This window comes from Psychrobacter sp. AOP5-GZ1-6, assembly GCF_052376345.1.
Classification (GTDB): domain Bacteria; phylum Pseudomonadota; class Gammaproteobacteria; order Pseudomonadales; family Moraxellaceae; genus Psychrobacter.
The window spans coordinates 1-18,937 of sequence record NZ_JBQSVP010000002.1 but is presented as its reverse complement, the minus strand read 5'-3'; the positions used below and the strand labels follow the sequence as shown (position 1 = coordinate 18,937).

Sequence of the window (18,937 nt, the reverse complement as noted above, 5' to 3'; positions counted from 1 at the left end):
CCCCGCTGCATAGCCGCCAAACCTTGTCACAATAAACCTATCTTATTATCCCTAACAAACATAGGCGTCCTGCAATGGCATATATCACACTCAATAAAGCGCATACTCACCATAAAACAACTATCAATGGTCAGCCTACTAGCCAGTATAGCCGCTACGAAACAGGTTTAATCACTGGCAACAAGCGAGACTTGCCAGCCATTCTAGCGGATAGTACGGGCAGTGACGGCTATAGTTTTGATAGTGCAGTCGGTAGTGCTGATGATAGCTGGCACGTATTAAACGCCTTTGATAAACAGGGCTTGTATGTCGATAGTATTGCGGTTGGCGGCGCTATGGATGCCGATCACGCTACCGTGGTAGCGCGCACCCAGCTTGACAGCCTAGGCGCAGCTAACCTAAAAGTGATTGGTGAGGGATTGGTTCAGTTTGACAGTATCAATCAATCGAACGCTGGCACGTTTTCAGTTGACGCCATCAACAAGCTTATGGACAACCCTTCGCAGGATAAAAACTACCTACCGATCATTACCGCCTCAGAGCTTGCTTATGAAGCTGATCGCGTTACCTTTGACAGTGTGGAGTGGGGCGAAGGAGCAGAGCTATTAAGCCATGACGGGCGTGATAGCACACTCATGCTAGACATGACTCGTGCCGATACTCGCAGCGACTTAGTAAACGAATTTGAGCTTGCAGACGTACTCGACTTGCTGGGCGCTGAACCTGAGCAGAGCTTTGATGCCTTGATGGACACCAAAAACCGTTTAGGGCTATTGAAAGATCGCTTATATAACGCGATGAGCCGTGCCGGTAACGATACGGTATCAGTTACTAATGTCACTGAAACCAAGCCATTTAAGCGCCAGGGCGTGACTAATATTGCCTTTGTGTTTGATCTATCAGACGGTCAAAAATTGTCTATCTGGTTCCACAATCCAGACAGTACGCCATCCAAGTTAATGCCAAGCGATATCATGATTAGCTGGAAATGGATGTTAAACAAGCGTGATGTGACCGCCGCATTATCACCAAAACAAGGTGATAACGTCCAGTTGCCTGCGCTGGCTAGTCGAATCATGCGCGTAGCTGCCAAAAACTCTATGCCATTTAAGCGTACACAAGCCAAGCGCTTAAAGCTAGATAATGAGCTAGCAGAAGCAAAAATGACGATTGAAAATAAGACTGCCACTATCGAGCAGTTGGATCAAGATATTGCCAGCCTAAATAGCCAGATTGATGCGGCTATGAAAGCGCCTAAAGTTGAGCTTGTGGTTGAGCCGGTCGTCGAACCTGTTATAGAAACGTCGGTAGTTGACGAAACTGTAGCAGAGCCAGCTGGCCAAGACAGCACTACGCAAGATGACACCGATGTCGCAGCACCTATCACTATCACAGGTAAAGAGATTGACGTAAGTGAGGATGTTGATTTTAAAACAGCAAAAAACAATGCGATGGCATATTTTGACAACAATTTAAAAGATAAGGTTGTTTTCTGTCCTGCCATTGACAGTGATGTTTTGTTGAGACGGCGCGGTGGTAAACATATTGCTAAAGCAAATCATACGTTTCGTGAAAAACTAAAGCTGGTGGCCGCTATTCCTGAAATGATTAAACAGGGCAAATATGGGCATTACACTGCTTTGAACAAAGAAAAAGGCTCTAATATCGAAGGGTATTATGTATTGAATGTTGCAGTGGTAGTAGGTGGCAATCTAAAAGCAGCAAGAGTCGTACTGGAGAAGAATAACGAAGGCGAGGTTTTATATGACATAGGTATAGACAAAAAAGAAGCCTTAGCAGCTCTAGGGGATACTATCACCAAAAATACATTTGATGGGTTCACCGGATCTAGCCAATACCAAGACTTCTTAGATGAATCTTACCAAGCGGATGACAGTGATGTCAACCAGTTTGACAATGTGCTTGAAACAGCGATCCCTGATAACTATTCAGGGGTTGCTTCAAGCACACTTAATATTAAAGCACCAAATAGTGAGGATGTCAACCAAGATCAAACTATGTTCGATAAGGCAGACCTTGCAACAGTCGATGGGGTGCTGAATATGTTTATTTTAAACGAGACATCTATCGAAGATACCGCAAATCACGACACTGATAACGAATTAGCTGATACTAATCCTAATGAAAATACTAGTACCTATGTTGCTGATTCGTTTAGCGAGCTGAGCTATATATCAGTTACTAAAACCGATGATAACCAGTACGAGGCATCAATAAAATCAATAAATAACGATAGCAAATTATCCGGCAGCTTAACCGAGATTAAAGGCTTTATCTCTAACTACTTAGAAGGCTTAGGCGCGGATATGTCAGTTTTGTCCCTAACTAATGGCGCGGATGTTTTGAAAACCGACACCGATCCAGATCACACCCCAACCAACCCCAACAACAAAAAAATCACCAAAGGCAAATCCAATAAGGCCAAAACCCCTAAAGGCACCAAAATTGAAAGCGTCTTTGCTTTAGTTGATGCTAAATTCTTGATCGCCTCGCATACCGCGAACGGCAGCAAAAACCCTAAATACCCACAAGAGCTACAGCCGCGTGACCGTGCGCGTGAATCCTCTATTGCTTGGGTACAAAAAACCTCAAGAGAACTTGATCCTGAGAGCTTAGGTCGTACTGGCCGTGTTGATACCGGCGCGCCTATCGTGGGTGATGACCTAGTGGTAGAAAGCGGCAACGGTCGCACTATTGCGATCAAGATGGCCTACGCCAATGGCGATGCTAGCGAGTACAGAGAATGGCTTGCTGAGAACGCTGATATGTTCGGTATGACCGCTAAGCAAGTAGAGAGCTATAAGCAGCCTATCCTTGTGCGTATGCGTACCACGCAAGTGAACCGTAGTGAGTTTGCAGTAGAAGCGAACCAAGACGACAAACTAAGCTTTACCGCCTCAGAACGCGCCAAATCAGATGCTAAGCGTGTTAATGCTGGCATGTTAGAGCTATTCGATCCTAGCGAGTCAGGCGACATCTTAGCCGCCAGTAACCGCCCATTCGTAAAATCGTTTCTAGCCAGCCTAGGCGCGACAGAAGCGGCGCAATATACCGACAGTAACGGCAATCCAACTCAAGCGCTAGTCGCTCGCATTAAAGGCGCATTGTTCAGTAAAGCCTATGACGATGACCGCTTGCTTGAGATGATGGCAGATCAAACAAAGCCTGAGCTACAAAACACCCTAAACGCCCTAACAATGGCCGCGCCTAAGTTTGTAGCAGCACAAGCGGTCAACCGTAGTGACGCGCAGGACTTGGCTGAAAAAGTGGTTGATAGTGTCGAGCAGTCGCTAAGCGACGAGGTTAAAAACGCCATTGTTGATGCCACCAACATGATTATGAACGCCAAGCTTAGCAATCAAGATATTAAAGAATACGTGCTGCAACAAGGGTTATTTGAGCAAGTGGACGATGCCACCGCTGAACTTGCGGTATTCCTAGCCGCTAATGCTCGCAGTGCTAAGAAGATGACCGATTATTTCAATGCAATGGCAAGCTATATCGAGCAGGACAGCGTAAGCCGTCAAACACTAGATATGTTCGGTGAGCCTGAGCCGCTATCACTCGCTGATGTTATCGCACACGCCAACAACCAAGTTAATGATAATACCGACACTATAGGGACGCTTGATATGTTTAATGAGACGGTAGTAGAAGAAGCGGTAGTGACTGACAACCAAGCTACCACAAGCGACAAGAATTACTCATCCAGCAACCCTTATGCTGCTTACGCTAATGATGACGAAGATGCTATGAATAACGCCGACCAATGGGAGGCCAGAGAGCCGCTAACAGAAAACCGTTTGGATCAGCTTAACAAAATGGCAGAATCGCTTGGTTTTAGCACCTTTATCGAATCAAGACATGCAGGCTTAGGGGTATTCCAAGCAGCCAAAGAAGTATCTAATCGCAAGGTCGAGATTGACGGTAAATTCAAAAACAATGACGGCCAGTCATCAAAAGAAGCGCCTAGAGACTTCACTATCGAAAAATCTGAAAACGGAAACATTGTTGATTACCAGTACACCAACGACTTATCAGATTATATTAAAAAGGCGAACGACTGGCTAAATCAAGCCAGCCCACTTGACGACTTCAACACAGCCAACCTAGCCGCCAAAGTCGACGGCATAGTCAATGAGATAAACTCAAGCGACTTTGACCCAGAGATTTTTGATGTTGATGCGCTAAGCGCTATTGCTGAAGAAGCTGAGGGCAATAGCGAGCTTACCGCAAAACTTGAGGCTGCAAGTGAGGTCTATCAAAACAAGTTGATGACTATCGCCATGCAAGCGATGTCTGACATGGCAGGCAACTAATGCCAAACGCGCCAGCCACCAACAAAAACAAGACTACCAATGGCAATACCATTGGTAGCACCTGGGGCGAGAAGGGTTTAAATAAAAACCTTGTCGTCAAAATACGGCCCGTGATCGAAGGGAATATTGAGGGCGGGCAAGGGGCACAGACTTATGAGGTTGATACCAACCAGCCTACGGTTGAGTCTATCTTTGAGGATGCTGAATTCACCATCGAGTCGCAGTACAGCACCCCTTTTGAGTCCTCAAACCCAGAGGGTCGACTACCTAACTTAATGGGTATGATTCAGTCAGGGCAGGCCGCTGCTGCTGGCTACAGTTTGTTTGCTGCTGGTGGTGGCGTAGTCGCTGACGCGGCTGATGCGGCTGCTAGCTTCATCGGCGCCAAAGGTATTGTTGAAAAAGGCCAAGCTGAACTAGAGGGACTGCTGGGTAAATCCAACTTTACCAAGCTCAATAGCCGCCAAATTTTCACCTCGTCAAACTCAGTACGCATCACTGGTAGCCTTGTCTTTCAAGCATGGGCTGATGCCGCAACCGAGGTTGAGGCAGCGGTGAGTCAGTTGCAGCGCTGGGCGTCCGCTAAGAGCTTATCAAACACATCGCTGATTGTCGGTGCGCTTGATGAGGGATTATCAGCCATGTTCCCGTCAGAGATACCGCCAATGGTTCAACTGCAATACGGCGGCAAAACCTATAAGCCACTGGTGATTGAGAGCGTATCAGCACCTATTACTGCGCCAATGACCAAGGACGGCAACCGTATAGCTGTCAAAGTGCAAGTCACCTTCTTATCCCTCACCGCATGGGACCAACAAAATATTATAGATATGGGTCGTTAACCCCAAAGGATAAACATGGAAACTACTTTAGACGTACAGCTTTTAGAGACCAATGTATTGCTGCCCGACCTTCAGATAGGGCAAGCAATGGATATTGCCAAGATACCCGTGGCATTCAATGAAAAACGATTAAGCGCCATGATCTCGCACTTAACGGGCAATCCTAGCTTGGCTGGCAAGTTAACCGCACAAGAGCGTTATTTTGTCCTACTTAATCACCAAGCGATATCGCAAAGCCAGCATATCGGGGACAGTGATATTGATGGTTACGCCCTGCCTACTATTCAGTCAGATGTGCCAAAGTGCCACCAAGTGGGTGATATGTATGTTAATCACTTGCTAGGCGCTCATGTCGTCGTACTTGAGGGTCTTTGTGAGAATGTCTACGACTGGATTGTCGGACAAATGGCCTGCCAGCTTAGTGGTGATATCTCATCCGTGATTGGCGGCGACAGTAGCGACGATCTCAAGTGGGACGTGATTGATGCGGGCATGACTGATAACGAGATTAACGAGGCGATACAAAGCCGTATCAAGATTATCGATAGATTGGATGCTAACGGCAACTTTAATATATTGCATGATGCCTATAGCGTAGGGGTTGATGCACTATCTCACTTCGTAGTGCTGGGCTGTGAAAACAAAGGTTTAACCGTTATTAGTCAAGGAGGTGATGGCAGCAATGAGCCGTCACGATTTCTCACCCTTGATAGCTTACAAGGGATCGCCAGAGTTATTGCAGAGTGCGTTGCTTGATGATGCGTTTGTGATGGTGGAACACGGCAATATGAGCTTGCCAGAAGCGCTTAAAATAGGACTATCTTTTTTAACAATGTACAAAACATCGTCAAGTTTTGATTTAGTGTCTAAGCGCCTAGAAAGCGAGCATCTACATAAAATTGCTGTTATTAGTCGTCTTGATGCCATCATTAAAACCAATCAGATACGCAGATAACGCAATCAGATCACGACAGTGATTATATTTAATCATCAATTTAATTGGGATAGACAATGCCAGACAAATACTATTCAGCTGTGCAGACAACCAAACTACTGGCATTGTCAGGTAGCGGTACGGTTATTAGCGCAGTCAGTGTGATGGTACAACTCAATGAGCCTCACACCTTTTTATATCTAAGTTTACCGTATTGGTATTTTTTAGTAGCGACAATTTTACTGGTTTTTGTGGGCGCAGGGCTTGCAATGACCAACGATTACATGAAGAAGCAAGGCACATTTTGGGGCAATCTGCTGCTAGCGATAGTGGTTGGTTTTATCATCTCATTCGTTATCTTGCCAGCAATCAATGACAAGCCAACGGTCGCCATTATGATGCTAACCGCTTTTTTTGGTGGACTACTTGGTACGATATTTTTACGCATGATACTAGAATTGTCAGCAGATGACGATCTCAAGGTGGGTGTTCAGTCTATTGTTAAAAACCTTATCCTAAAATGGATCAATAGATTCTCAGGGGGTGATAAGTGATACCTATCATCAACACATTATTAGCTTTTACTGGCCTCATGATATGCACCTGTTGTTTATTGTCAGATCGATTCAATACAACATCAAAAGAAACCCTTGGACAGTTGGGCGGCTGGATTATCGTATGGATATTCTTAGTCTCAGCGTCACTACCAAGCAGTAGTTTTGAGCCGTCGTGGTCTACCACAGCAGCTCGAACAATCGTTTTGATTTTAAATATTTGGCACTTTAAAAAGTTGATTATTAGGCGATGCAAAAGAGCGCACGGCCTACGCAAACCAATTAAACAAAAAGAGGTGTAATCATGGCAATTATTGAAATGCAAAAAGAGCTGGGCGTACTTGCTGATGGTTGGTGGGGCGGTGACTCGCAACGAGCCTACCTAGCACAAGGCAAACAGCTTGATTTTAACTGGGCTTATCTGAGACGCAAGCTAGCAGGCTCTTTTAGTCAATCTCAAGTAGATGGCTTTAACCGTATTATGGCAGCTTGCAACCGTGCCAAGCTGTCGCCGCAGCACGCCGCCTATATTCTAGCGACTGTATGGCATGAGAGCGCCACAACCATGACTCCTATTAATGAGTATGGCAAGGGTCGCAAAAAGCGTTATGGTCAATGGTTTAAAAACAGCAAAGGGGTTGTTTATGGCATTCGTAATGGCAATCTTAGCCGTCCGGCTTACTTAAAATCTGATTATCCTCACCTATTTTTTGGGCGCGGGGATTGCCAGCTTACGTGGCTCGATAACTATATCAAGTTGGGGTTAATACTAGGCGTAGACCTTGCTAACAACCCCGATCTTGCGCTTGAACCCGATATTTCAGCCGACATATTAGTAACCGGATCAATGCAAGGTCTGTTTACCGGCAAAAGTATTCCGCATTATGTTACGTTTGGCACTTTTAATGAGTTTGTGCTGGCGCGTTATGTCATCAATGGACGTGATAAGCGCGATCTTATTGCTGGATATGCTAAAACTATTATGACTGCCATACAGTTTACGGATGATAAATCCGATATGCTTGCAGCCTAAAATCAACTAAGAAAGGATTAATCATGGCAGACATGAAACGATTTAACGCACTAAAAAAAGTAAATGCCAAGCCAATGAGCCGTCAAGAGTATAACGACTTGCGAGGCTGGCGTTTACCGGCAGATGAAGATGGTAGCGATAAGGGGTATTTGATTGAAGATATCAATAGTTCGCCTAATACTTTGGAGTTTGACGGTTATGTATCGTGGATGCCCAAAGAAATGTTTGATGACCAGTTTTATGAATGTACTGCAGGACAAACAGGCGACTTACCAGTTAAATGCACCGCACCTTCTGATCCCGAACACGAATTAACCGAAGATGAAATCGCTACGCTGGCAAGTGGCGGCTCTTTATGTGATTGCTGTGAGTTTGTGGAAGGTGGAAGCGAACACCCAATCAAAGAAGGTGATCTTGTTGACTTTGGCACAGCCCTACACCTGATGGAAGTGGGCGAGCGTGTGCAGCGTGAAGGCTGGAACGGCAAGGGTATGTTTGTGTATATCGTGCCAGCCGCAAGCTATCCAGCACAGCGTAACACCAAGGGCGTGTTAGTGGGCGACTATCCTGATGACATGGTGCCATACGGTGCGTATATCGCCCTTAAAACCGCAAGCGGCGAAGTTGTACCGTGGACTATCAGCCAGTCGGACGCACTTACTACGGACTGGATGCTGGCTGTCTAGTACAGTAAGTAATTGCCTTGCCTCTTACCAAGCCCTATCAAAAAGATAGGGCTTTTTTGTGGAACACACTAAAAGCTGGCAAGTCGTTATACCTCATAATAAGGAATCGATAACACCAACCAGGCCACCAATTATGAAAGAGAAACTTGCTATATTAAAAAGACTTCGGACCGCGCTTGCCAGCTTCAAGGCGTCTGATAATATTCAAAGCCGCGCAAGCACTGCTAAAGACTTGTTATCTGTCTTAAAAGAGCTGGGTGCGTTCGCCAAGTTAAAAACAGACAACACGGTGCAGTCGAACACAGGTACTAAAGATCAGTCCAGCCAAATGGTTGACCGATCTAGTATTGCGGTTCCTGAAAAGGCGGCCGCCCGCCAAAAAGCCAATGACGCCGCTATCGAGTTGCTGGCAAGCATTAAAGAGCAAGGCTTAACCCGTGACGACTTAACCGATGAGCAGTTAGAAACACTTGCTAAATATACCGGTAGTGGTGGCGGATTAAAGGCTAAAGCCGATGAGAACGGTAAGCGGCTTCGTGGTAGTCAGTACGAGTATTATACGCCGCTAGATGTTGCTAGCGCCTTGTGGGACTTAGCAAGCGAGACGGGGTTTAGTGGCGGCAAGGTGCTTGACCCAAGTGCGGGGACCGGTGTGTTTGCAGCGACTAGCCCAGAAAGCGCTGTTATTGATAGTATCGAGCTTGATGAGACATCGGGGGCCATTGCTCAATTACTGAATGATGGTGAGCGCAGTAAAACGATTATCTCTCCTTTTGAGGCGCAGGCCAAAATCATGGCGAACAATAGCCTTGATATGATTATTACTAACGTACCGTTTGGTGGTAACAAGGTGCGCGGTGACAATCCGAAAGAGGATGACTGCTATAGAAAAGAGTCGCTTGAGAATTACTTTATTTTAAGATCACTTGAGAAGCTAAAATATGGCGGATTAGCGGTATTTATCACGCCCACTTCGGTCGTATCAGGACGCGCGAACGATAAGAAAAAACTACGCAAGCTCACCAGCCTAAAAGCCGACTTCTTGGGGGCATATCGTATGCCAACAGAGGTTTTTGATCAAACTGGCGCAAGTGTTGTGACTGATGTTGTTATCTATCGCAAACACAGTAGCGATGCCACAGATCAGATAATGGACCTATACAATGGCGGCGGTATTGATACCCTTGCTCAATCAAAAGTATTTTGGGATGACTACCTAAGCGGTGATTACTTTAAAAAAGCTGAACATAAAAAATTCATCTTAGGTGACGAAACTACAACCATAAACCAATGGGGTAAAGAGATTGAGACCGTTAAGGAGAATAAGAAAAACCCTAAAGTGTCAAAAATGCTTAAAAAGTTTGGTGACAGCCGTATCGACTGGGATATGTTGGGTTCGGCAGGTGTTGAAATTATTGATTACAAAAACGGCGATGTCGTATTTCAAGATGGCAAGCAATTAGAGTATCAAGACGGACGCTGGCAGGCGATAGAAAAAGAAGTGACTAGCACTGAGCTTGAGATACAAAAACAACTTGCCAGCATGGGTAGTGCTATCGACATGGTGATGGCTCGCGTGACCTATGAGCAGATAAGCGCCACGTTTGAGTATAGCCAAAAAACGGGTCAAGCAGGATTAATCCCTAGCGATGCTTTGTCCATGTTAGATCGCGCCTCAAAAAGTGCCATCGCTGATCGCCCCGCTGCATGGAATTGTGTATTGTGTGCGCAAGCTATCCGGGAGGCTATTGAGCTACATGAATATGGCTATGACTTTAAGAATGGCGAGCCTGAAATCACAGATTTTATGAAATACGCCTTTTTAGATGGCAAAAACGCTAAGTTATCTGGTGACGCCAAGCAAGATCATAAATTCGTAGCACTGTATTATGCCAATGGCAAGTATAACGACGCTTGGCTTGGTAATATAAATAGCGAGGTTGTCGATAATGGCGCCGCTAAGAGTTATCAAAGCGTTATTGCACGTATTCAGTACGAAAATAAAAGCCTTCATATCACGCCTGAGCAGCTAAAACAGATTGATCCTACCGCTGATCCTATCAATAACGATGACTGGTTTGTCAATCATGATGGCAGCCAAATTATCGCCGCTAATGACTTCTTAGTCGGTAGTTTGTCGGACCGCTTAAAAGATATTGATAAGCAGATTGAACTTACTAATAATGAGCAGATTAAAGCCAAACTTATTAAGCAAAAATCTATTGCCCGTGACAGTGTGGCGCGTATCGATGTTAAGCGCCTTGAGCTTGATCTTCGTACCCCGCTTATTAGTGCTGAAGACAAGGTAAGGTTTTTAAAGCAAACGGTCCATAAAGACGCTTTTGTCGCTTATAACGCACAAGGTCGCGGCATTGCAGATATCGATATTAAAGGCAGTAGCACCAAAGACAGTCTTGAGAAGAAAGACAAGGACAAGCTGTATAATCGTATCGGTGATTGGCTTGGCAAAGGAACCGTCACGCTAGGCAGCGTTAAGCTTGAGACTATGAGCCAGCGTGAGGCCCTAAACTGGATGACGGAGCAGATCAATACCGCTAACATCAAGTTTAATTCATGGGTTAAAGCCAATAAAAACATCATGTCAGGTCTTGAGGATATGATGACCAATGAAGACAATTTATATTTCACTCAGAATGCAGATGAGACGCCGATTGATATTGCTGGCATGAACCCCGAACTTAGCTTGCATGGCTATCAGAATGCCGAGGTGCGCAAGCAAGGCCGCTTCTTTGGCGGTATTAACGGCTTTGGCGTCGGACTTGGTAAAACCTTCACCTCACTTGCCAGCGTCCAGCATGTGCATAATATTGGCGTTAAAAAGAAAACAATTTTTGTGGTTCCTAACAGCGTGTTGTCCAACTGGCGCAAAGAGGCTGCTTTTGCTTATCAAAATACCGATGATTGTATTTTTGTGGGCCTACGTGAGGATGGTGAAAAATTCCGTGTCATGTCAAACAAATATGACGAGGACTTACTAAGCGCTATCGATGGCAAGTACCGCAAAATATTCATGACGTTTGAGGCGTTCAAGCGCATTCGCTTAAAGGACAGCACACTAGGCGATTATGCGGACTACATCAAACAAAACGATACCGCCTTTTCAGAAAAAGAGTTGCAAAAAGACAATGAGAAAGTAAATGGTTTAACCGCTGATCTTATCGAGCGTTTGACGATGAACAGTAACGCGCCATTTTTGGAAGATATGCGCGTAGATAGCGTGGTGATCGATGAGGCGCACGCCTTTAAAAACTCGATTACCGCACCTAACACTGACGACCGCATTAAATACCTATCACAGCCTGGTCAATCAGCGCGTGGTGAGGATGCACAAGCCAAGCTTTGGTATGTACGTGGCAGCACGCCTAATAACGATGGGGTGCAGCTACTCACAGCGACGCCTATCACCAATAGTCCGCTTGAGATTTACTCTATGTTATCGCTGGCAAGCGGCCGTGATACGATTAATAAAATGTGCGGCGGTATTAATGGCGCTGATGACTTCATTCAGATCATGTGCCAGATTCAAGAAGAGGTGATGCCAACTATTGATGGCGGCGAACGCTCGCAAAACGTCTTTACCGGTATTCGCAACGCTAATATCTTGCGTACTGTCATTGGATCAAATGCGGTTATTAAAGACGCGCAAGATGTCGGTATGTCGGTGGTTATCCCAGATCGTGAAGAGGTCGCCGTTGAGGTTAATTTAGGCGAAGGCGTAACGGATCAGCTGCGTATGTTCCAAGATGCTTATACCATCGCTAAACAGGTTGAAAAAGATCAGCTCGATAATGAGCTTAACAACCCCAATCACCCGCAAAGCCCGTTTAACCCCAATAGCCCGTTTAGTATTATTCAAAAAAAGTACGGCGAAGAAGTGGAGTTGATGGCTCACCCGTTTAACCTCATTCGCAAGATGGATGTCATGATTGCTGATAGCGAGTTTAGCGAAATGGCAACCTTCTACGACTTTGAGAAGTCACAAGAAAAGCTTGCGCAATCAGTGATTGATAAGTTTAATAAAAAATCTTATTCAGATAGCCGTAAGCGCCTAAGCCCTTATACCGATGAGGATAATGCTAAAGCGGTCTACACTAAAGACGGTGATACAAAGGTTTTTAAAGAATATAAAATCACGGTTGAGGCTAAGATAGTGTTGCACGATGGTCGAAAGCGCATTGTCGTCGACACACTAAACGGTAAAACGCAATCAAGATTTGAAGATATCGCAGATAAAGACAAGCTTAATCTTGATGTGACCACTTCAGCAAAAATCGCCGCCATGCTTGAGAATTTTAAGACCGAACAAGCAGAGCCGCGCGGTGCCAATGCAGACGGTACGACTAGCACTATCGTTAAGCAGATTGTCTTTTGCGACCATCTGTTTTTGCACAACAAGATTAAAAAGTTGATTGCTAAGCGTGCAGGCGTGCCAGCCAGCAAAATCGCGATCATTACCGGTCAGATTAACAATGAACCGGATGAGATGATCGATATTCAAGATGGCTTTAACGCTGAGAGTGACGACAATCAGTATCAGGTGATTATTGCCAACAAAAAAGCTGAGGTCGGTATTAACTTGCAGCGTGGTACGCAGGCAATCCACCATTTAACAACCGGTTGGACCCCTGATAGCTTAGAGCAGCGTAACGGGCGCAGCGCGCGTCAAGGTAACAAAACGCAAAAGGTGGCTATTTATCATTACGATGCTGATGGTACGTTTGATGAGTTTAAACGCACGATGATTGATAAAAAAGACGAGTGGATCAGTAGTGTATTAAAAGACGATGGTAAAAACACCATTGAGGTCACAGGTAGTATTTCGCGCACTGAACAGGACGCGCTTATCTCCACAATGGGCAATAAAGACGCTATGCGTGAGTATCAGGCCACCAAAGACGCCAAAGAGAAGGAGGTTCGGTACAATGCCGCCGTTAAGCGTCAAAGTATCAATATGGACGTAGTGAATGAGCAGGCTAGCATGATGGCAAACCTATCTCTTGATAAGTTTTATGAACAGGCTGTTATCAATGTGGTCAGCCTTATTCGTGACAATAGAAAGCTTCTCACTAAAAATGAGAAATCTACTGCCAAGGCAGACACCCGCAAAAAGAACGAGCTGCTTTATGAGAACTCAAAACAGATCGCGCTTGACCAGCTAAATGATATTTTAGACTCGGTGAGTGTGCAGCGTTATGAGCAGGCTGAGGATTGGAATAAAACGCACAAGTATGTCCCTGTCGGTGGTATTGCTAGCCCTGATACCACAGCAGACAGTATTTATGACAGCATAATGAATGATACTACTGAGTACCCACCAAGCAAGACGGATGAGTGGGCTAAGACCTTTACCAATAAACAGGTGCTAGGCAGCCCTTATAGCTTCAGTAACGATAAACTTATTATCAACGAGGGCGGTATCTATCAAGCGGCTTATGACGAGGTTAAAGAAACCGCTGAAGGGCTTATTAATCAGTCCGTTATTGCAGCAAACTACATTGCCGAAGAGACAGGCATTGATGGTATTAGCTTGCCCGCTGATGCTGGCGAGCGGATTGCTAGAAAAGAGGCGGTTATTGTGAATGGCGTTTACATTCAGGTGGGTTCAATCGTTATTAAACCGCAAGCTGGTGATAGGCCAGACGCTATTTACGTGGCTCGCATGGATAGCGGTAAGCTGACGCTAAGTAAGATTGGCAAGGATCGATTTAGTGGCAGTAACGGGGTTTATTCTATCTCTAATAACACGCCAGCAGGGGTTATCTCTAGTACAGATAAAGTTATTAACAAGGGTAGTGGTGATTACTTGAGTGCAATAAAGCAAATGGCCGCCTTTGAGGACAACTTGCACCTACAAGGCGCTTTAAAACCGCTGGCAACCAAGTATAGCGATATGATACCAGAGGTGGCAGAGTACCGCGATGATAGCATTAGACCCGTATGGACCATGAGCGCTGACTTCGGTGGCAGTCATGCCAATATTGAAAATAGTCCTATCGCTATCGTGTTACCCTTGTTTGTTTTAAACGCTGGCACGCCGTTTGCTAAAGCGATGTTGGTTCAGTATGAAAAACAAGGCTTTGAGATTAACCTTGATAACGGAACCTTTATGGCTAAGGACGATGTTACTGTTAAGCGCAATCACTACTACCCAGGGCAGACCGATTACTTTAATGCCGTTACTGATCTCATTAAAAATAGCGGGGTTAAGATTGCAGCAAGCGATAAAGAAGTCGTTGATAATGACCGTATTCTTTATAGCCTGCTAAAAGAGAATGGCGCCGCTACTTTTGACGCTGTAAAATCCGCTAAAGAGTCGATAACGGCTGAGACTGACCCAGCAAGCTTTGAAGGTATTGCGACCGCTATTTTTGACAATCACCTATACGATGACAAGTATATCGATAAAGATATTGGCGACGATGTTAAACTAGCATTAATCAATACTGCCTACAAAGATGCTTCACCTACCTACATTAGATCGTTTGATGTGATTGAGTATTTTACCGAAGCGTTAAAAAAAGCTGTTATCAGTGAAGCGGCAAGCAAGGCGGCAAAAAATGGTGATAGCGTCGAGCAGTTTTCAGAAAATCTAGGTTTGGATGGATCAAAACTGCAAGCGATTTTAGATGGCGGGGCGACTGAGCATAATATCAATGAGTTTGGACGTTTTGATGACCTAAAAAGCACGGTAGATAAAGAAAAGGCGAAGGCGTATTTTGAGGCTTTTGAAGGTGGTAGCATTACCGCGCTTAAGGCCAATATGAAAGTTGACTTTACATTAAGAGCATTTATATTAAACAATAGCAAGGCGGCGGATAGCGAAAGCGACCTACCTCCAAACACCAAGGTTTACATTAGTGGTGACACTAAAGAGCATAAAGACTCAATAAAGGCTTATGCGGTAAGTCGTGGTGTTAATATAGACGGAACATCTAAAACGTATTTTTGGTACGGTAAAAAGAAAGTTTGGGTGATAAGCTTGGCAGCTTGGCAGCACATGATAGCTGATAGACCGCGCTTAATAGAAGAACTCACCATGCAAACTACAATCTAAGGATAAGGCTATGAATTATTTATTTGATAAAGACGATCTAGCGGATAGAACGCAAGCCGCTATCAAGTCGCTTGCTAAAAACAAGCCAGACGCAAACTTTACTGAGTTTGCTGCTAGCGTGATCTTTGATCGCCTAAAGAGCAATATACAGCGATACCGCGTTTATGGTCCTTATTGGTGGGCACTAAAAGACGTGCTACGCCGTATGGATTATAACGTAGGCGATGAGACGGATAGCGATATGGCTGGCAAGTATTGCGGAAGTAGTGACGCTGAAACACTGGTAGCAGCGGACGCCTTTTATCTTGATATGAGTAAAACCAAGCCGGTCAACAACAATACTTGGACGCTTGATGATCGCAAGCGTGACTACGTGCTATATGATAGCGATATGGAAGAACGAGCCAGCGTAGCGGATAGCACGCTCGCTTACTAGCTATAGTTTAAGTTACAACCAACAAAAAAGCCGCTAATTTATTAGCGGCTTTTTTGTTTGCGTTCATTTGCGTTCACGAGAAATGAACGCAAAACAGCCGCAGCCCTTATATATCAGCCGGGAGCCATAAGAAATACTTAATTACGATAGTGTTTTATTCAGCCTTTAAATCATCGAGATAATCAGCATACGCTTGCATCATGTCGCGCCTTTCTTCCAAAAATACCGTTCTATTATAGGCACGCCCGTGCATATCTCGCACTCTATGGCCTAATTGCATTTCCACCAGATTTTCAGGGTATTTCAGCTTCTCAACAATTAAAGTCCTGGCAGTCGCTCGAAAACCGTGTATAGTTTGCTTAGTACCATCATAACCCAAACGCTTCAGCGCTTGGTTCATTGTGTTTTCTGACATAGGCTGGACCGTCGTATGCACCGCAGGGAATAGATACTTACTGCGAGCATGTAGTGATAGCTCGCGTACTAGCTCAATCGCTTGTCTTGGTAGTGGCACAATAAGAGATAAGCCTGTCCTACGTTGCGTTTTTCTAGGCGTAAACGTCCAAGTACCCTCGTCCAGACAAAAGTCATTCCAGAGGGCATAACGTAGCTCGCCAGCCCTCACAAACAGCATAGGCATAAGCTTGATAGCGGTTCTAACCTCAAACGATCCTTGGTAGTCATCAATCGCATTTAGCAGTTCACCTAAGTCTTTTGGGTCAAGTGTGGTTGGGTGGTGTTTGGTCACTGGTGTCTGTAACGCACCGATCAAGTCTTGTGTGATATCTCGCTCTGCCCTCGCTGTTTGCACAGCATATCTAAATACTTGACCTGCCATTGTGCGCATTTTTATTGCCGTCTCTAAGTACCCTTGTGCTTCAGCGCTGCGGCAAGCATCTAGTATATCCATCGGTTTAATATCAGTCATAGGCGTGTCGCCAATATACTTGTTCAATCGCTTGATCTGCCGATAGTTATTGGCTTGCGTTGATTTTGCTATGTGTGTTTTGCGACCCATATATTCCTCAGCTATCGCTGCGAACGTATTATTAGACAGCAACAACTTCTCACGATCATCTTCTAGTTTTTTCTGCTGCGGATCAACGCCCTCTGCTAATAACGCGCGAATCTCTTTGCGTTGTTCGCGTGCCTGAGCGAGCGTCACCTCCGGATAAAGGCCTAGAGTTAAGGTGGCATACTTCTTTGTGATAGGCTTTAGGTAGTTCATTCGCCAAGACTTAGCGCCTAGCTTTGTGATATACAAATACATGCCGCCGCCGTCGGCAAGCTTGTAAGCCTTGTTCTCCGGCTTGGCTTGTTTTACCTGACTGTCGGTCAAGGGTTTAATGATTCTAGCCATTTTAAGGGTATCCTGTTTTGGGGTATCGGTCGATACCCTCAAGAATACCCTTATTTTAAGGGTATAGAAAGGGGGTAAATAGTACGATAAGGGATAGTATAGTATGATTAATCCGTTAAAAAACCCCGTAGCCTAAGGCTTACGGGGTAATTTAGTAGAGTGAAGTATAGGTTGATGGCGCGCCCACCAAGACTCGAACTCGGATCGATCGCTTAGGAGGCAACTGCTCTATCCTGTTGAGCTATAGGCGCATTATGGAGTGACATTGTAGAAAAAACGAGTCATAAAAGCAATCAACAAACGATAAATAGGTATGATTTCTTTTTATTTACCATTACTAAGGGCATCAGCGACATTGACTGAGGTGGTCTCTGCATCAGTTTTTATGAGTTTGGCTGGATTAAATAGCTCATCGACACTATTCTTATAACCTTCAATATTATCGTAGTCGTATGATTTTAAAATGTCTTGTCCGGTACTTGATAGTAAAAAATTACGGAATTTAATAGCAGTCGTATTATCTGTCAGAATAACGCCTTCAAGTGTATGATTGTCTTTTACCGCATAATTAAAAGAATTTAGAGTACGTGCTTCTAGTTTATCAGCATCGTTAAAGGTATTGTCTTGAACAATATTTAGCTCTTTTTGCAATATTGAAAGCTCATCACGAGATATATTATTGGCAATAATCATATCTATACTAAACACAAGTTCGTCTGGTTTGCTTGGATGATTATTGTTCTTTGACAAAGTTATGATATCACTGGTGGATACATAGTTTGCCACAACCTGTACATGAGGGTAGCGAGACTCAAAGCGGGTAATGATATCGGCTAAGGGTGCGCGTAGATTGTTTTCTACTTGTAGATATAGGAGACTATCGGCTAGGATATTTGTCTCATCTTCATTTAGCATTGCCACCGATTTATTGTTGTTTGACATAATTGGCAATGGATCTGTATTTTTACGGTTATTACTCCATAACCAAACAAAAACCGCAATGAGAAGTAGCGATAATAAAATTAGACCAGCGAGCAGTAGCTTGTAGTCTTTCATATAGTGCTGCTCTTATTTTAATTGACTTATTTCGAGTTTGAATAACGTATAATGCTTGACCTAGAATGTGTTTCTATACTTTTGATGTAATACCTCATCTGCTAAATCTGCCAACATATCTGCAAAAATATCGGTACTCTCAGTAGGCGTCGATTCACTATTTTTAAAATCTGCTATCGCTGTGGGTACATGAGTCTTATCTTCTGTGACAGGTGAGTAGGCTGAAAGTAAAACATGCTGATCAGTTGCTGTTGCCCAATCGTTGGTTTGATGTGCAGCCAGTGGTGACTCACCTGTTGAAAGCTTATCTTTTAACCAGCTGAAACCATGGGCTTCCCACCATGCTTCAAAGCGTGGTAACGTGCTACCACGTACAGCGGCAGGCAAGTTCAAGGTCCGGAGTTTTTGTGCCAATACTGGGTCACTGATTGTTTGATGAATACTCAGATAGAGTGAGCGGCTGTCGTCAGTATAAGGTTTTCTTTTCTGCCATGATCTATCGTCAATTTTCATACGTGGCAATTGCCATAATTCACCGCGATAATATACAACATATAAGCGTTGTTTAGGATGAACAAATATAGCATCAATAGGACGTAAAGGCATTGTGTTTAATTCCTT

12 protein-coding genes and 1 tRNA gene are annotated in these 18,937 nt (G+C 44.5%); 9 read left to right on the top strand and 4 right to left on the bottom strand.

From position 1 onward, the window contains the following. Positions 1-74 precede the first annotated feature (74 nt). The 9 genes from ACT3RN_RS00500 to ACT3RN_RS00460 all read left to right on the top strand — a co-directional run bounded on the left by ACT3RN_RS00500 (position 75) and on the right by ACT3RN_RS00460 (position 15,900). The gene (locus ACT3RN_RS00500) at positions 75-4,340 is read left to right on the top strand and encodes a defense against restriction DarA-related protein (RefSeq protein ID WP_444518334.1); all 4,266 of its coding nucleotides are present in this window, start codon (positions 75-77) and stop codon (positions 4,338-4,340) included. Continuing rightward, entirely contained in the window at positions 4,340-5,182 is an 843-nt protein-coding gene (locus ACT3RN_RS00495; RefSeq protein WP_192518112.1) for a hypothetical protein, read from the top strand. Before ACT3RN_RS00500 ends, ACT3RN_RS00495 begins: the two co-directional genes overlap by 1 nt. Positions 5,183-5,197: 15 nt before the next feature. After that, on the top strand, positions 5,198-5,938 hold the full coding sequence (locus ACT3RN_RS00490) for a hypothetical protein (RefSeq protein WP_192518113.1): 741 nt from the start codon (positions 5,198-5,200) through the stop codon (positions 5,936-5,938). Further along, positions 5,919-6,137 (top strand): hypothetical protein, encoded by a 219-nt coding sequence (locus ACT3RN_RS00485; RefSeq protein ID WP_192518114.1) that lies wholly within the window; start codon positions 5,919-5,921, stop codon positions 6,135-6,137. The genes ACT3RN_RS00490 and ACT3RN_RS00485 overlap by 20 nt, the downstream gene beginning before the upstream one ends. A 56-nt stretch (positions 6,138-6,193) precedes the next feature. Continuing rightward, complete coding sequence (locus ACT3RN_RS00480) at positions 6,194-6,670, top strand: hypothetical protein (RefSeq protein WP_192518115.1); 477 nt, start codon at positions 6,194-6,196, stop codon at positions 6,668-6,670. A 304-nt stretch (positions 6,671-6,974) separates the two neighbouring features. Then, a complete protein-coding gene (locus tag ACT3RN_RS00475) occupies positions 6,975-7,703 on the top strand; it encodes a hypothetical protein (RefSeq protein WP_192518116.1) in 729 nt (242 codons plus the stop codon). A 23-nt stretch (positions 7,704-7,726) separates the two neighbouring features. Beyond that, positions 7,727-8,389, top strand: a complete 663-nt coding sequence (locus ACT3RN_RS00470) for a DUF2829 domain-containing protein (protein WP_192518117.1) — start codon at positions 7,727-7,729, stop codon at positions 8,387-8,389. A gap of 133 nt (positions 8,390-8,522) precedes the next feature. Continuing rightward, positions 8,523-15,464, top strand: a complete 6,942-nt coding sequence (locus tag ACT3RN_RS00465; RefSeq protein ID WP_444518333.1) for an SNF2-related protein — start codon at positions 8,523-8,525, stop codon at positions 15,462-15,464. Positions 15,465-15,474: 10 nt separating this feature from the next. After that, on the top strand, positions 15,475-15,900 hold the full coding sequence (locus ACT3RN_RS00460) for a hypothetical protein (RefSeq protein WP_444518332.1): 426 nt from the start codon (positions 15,475-15,477) through the stop codon (positions 15,898-15,900). A gap of 154 nt (positions 15,901-16,054) precedes the next feature. Here the strand turns inward: ACT3RN_RS00460 and ACT3RN_RS00455 are convergent, their stop codons facing one another. The 4 genes from ACT3RN_RS00455 to ACT3RN_RS00440 form a co-directional block, all read right to left on the bottom strand. Then, positions 16,055-17,260, bottom strand: a complete 1,206-nt coding sequence (locus ACT3RN_RS00455) for a tyrosine-type recombinase/integrase (protein WP_192518120.1) — start codon at positions 17,258-17,260, stop codon at positions 16,055-16,057. Positions 17,261-17,435: 175 nt separating this feature from the next. Further along, a tRNA-Arg gene (locus ACT3RN_RS00450) sits at positions 17,436-17,511 on the bottom strand. 73 nt (positions 17,512-17,584) lie between these two features. Further along, entirely contained in the window at positions 17,585-18,316 is a 732-nt protein-coding gene (locus tag ACT3RN_RS00445) for a hypothetical protein (protein WP_192518121.1), read from the bottom strand. Between the two features lie 60 nt (positions 18,317-18,376). Next, positions 18,377-18,937, bottom strand: a 561-nt coding sequence (locus ACT3RN_RS00440) for a hypothetical protein (protein ID WP_444518331.1), incomplete at its 5' end; no start/stop codon positions are given.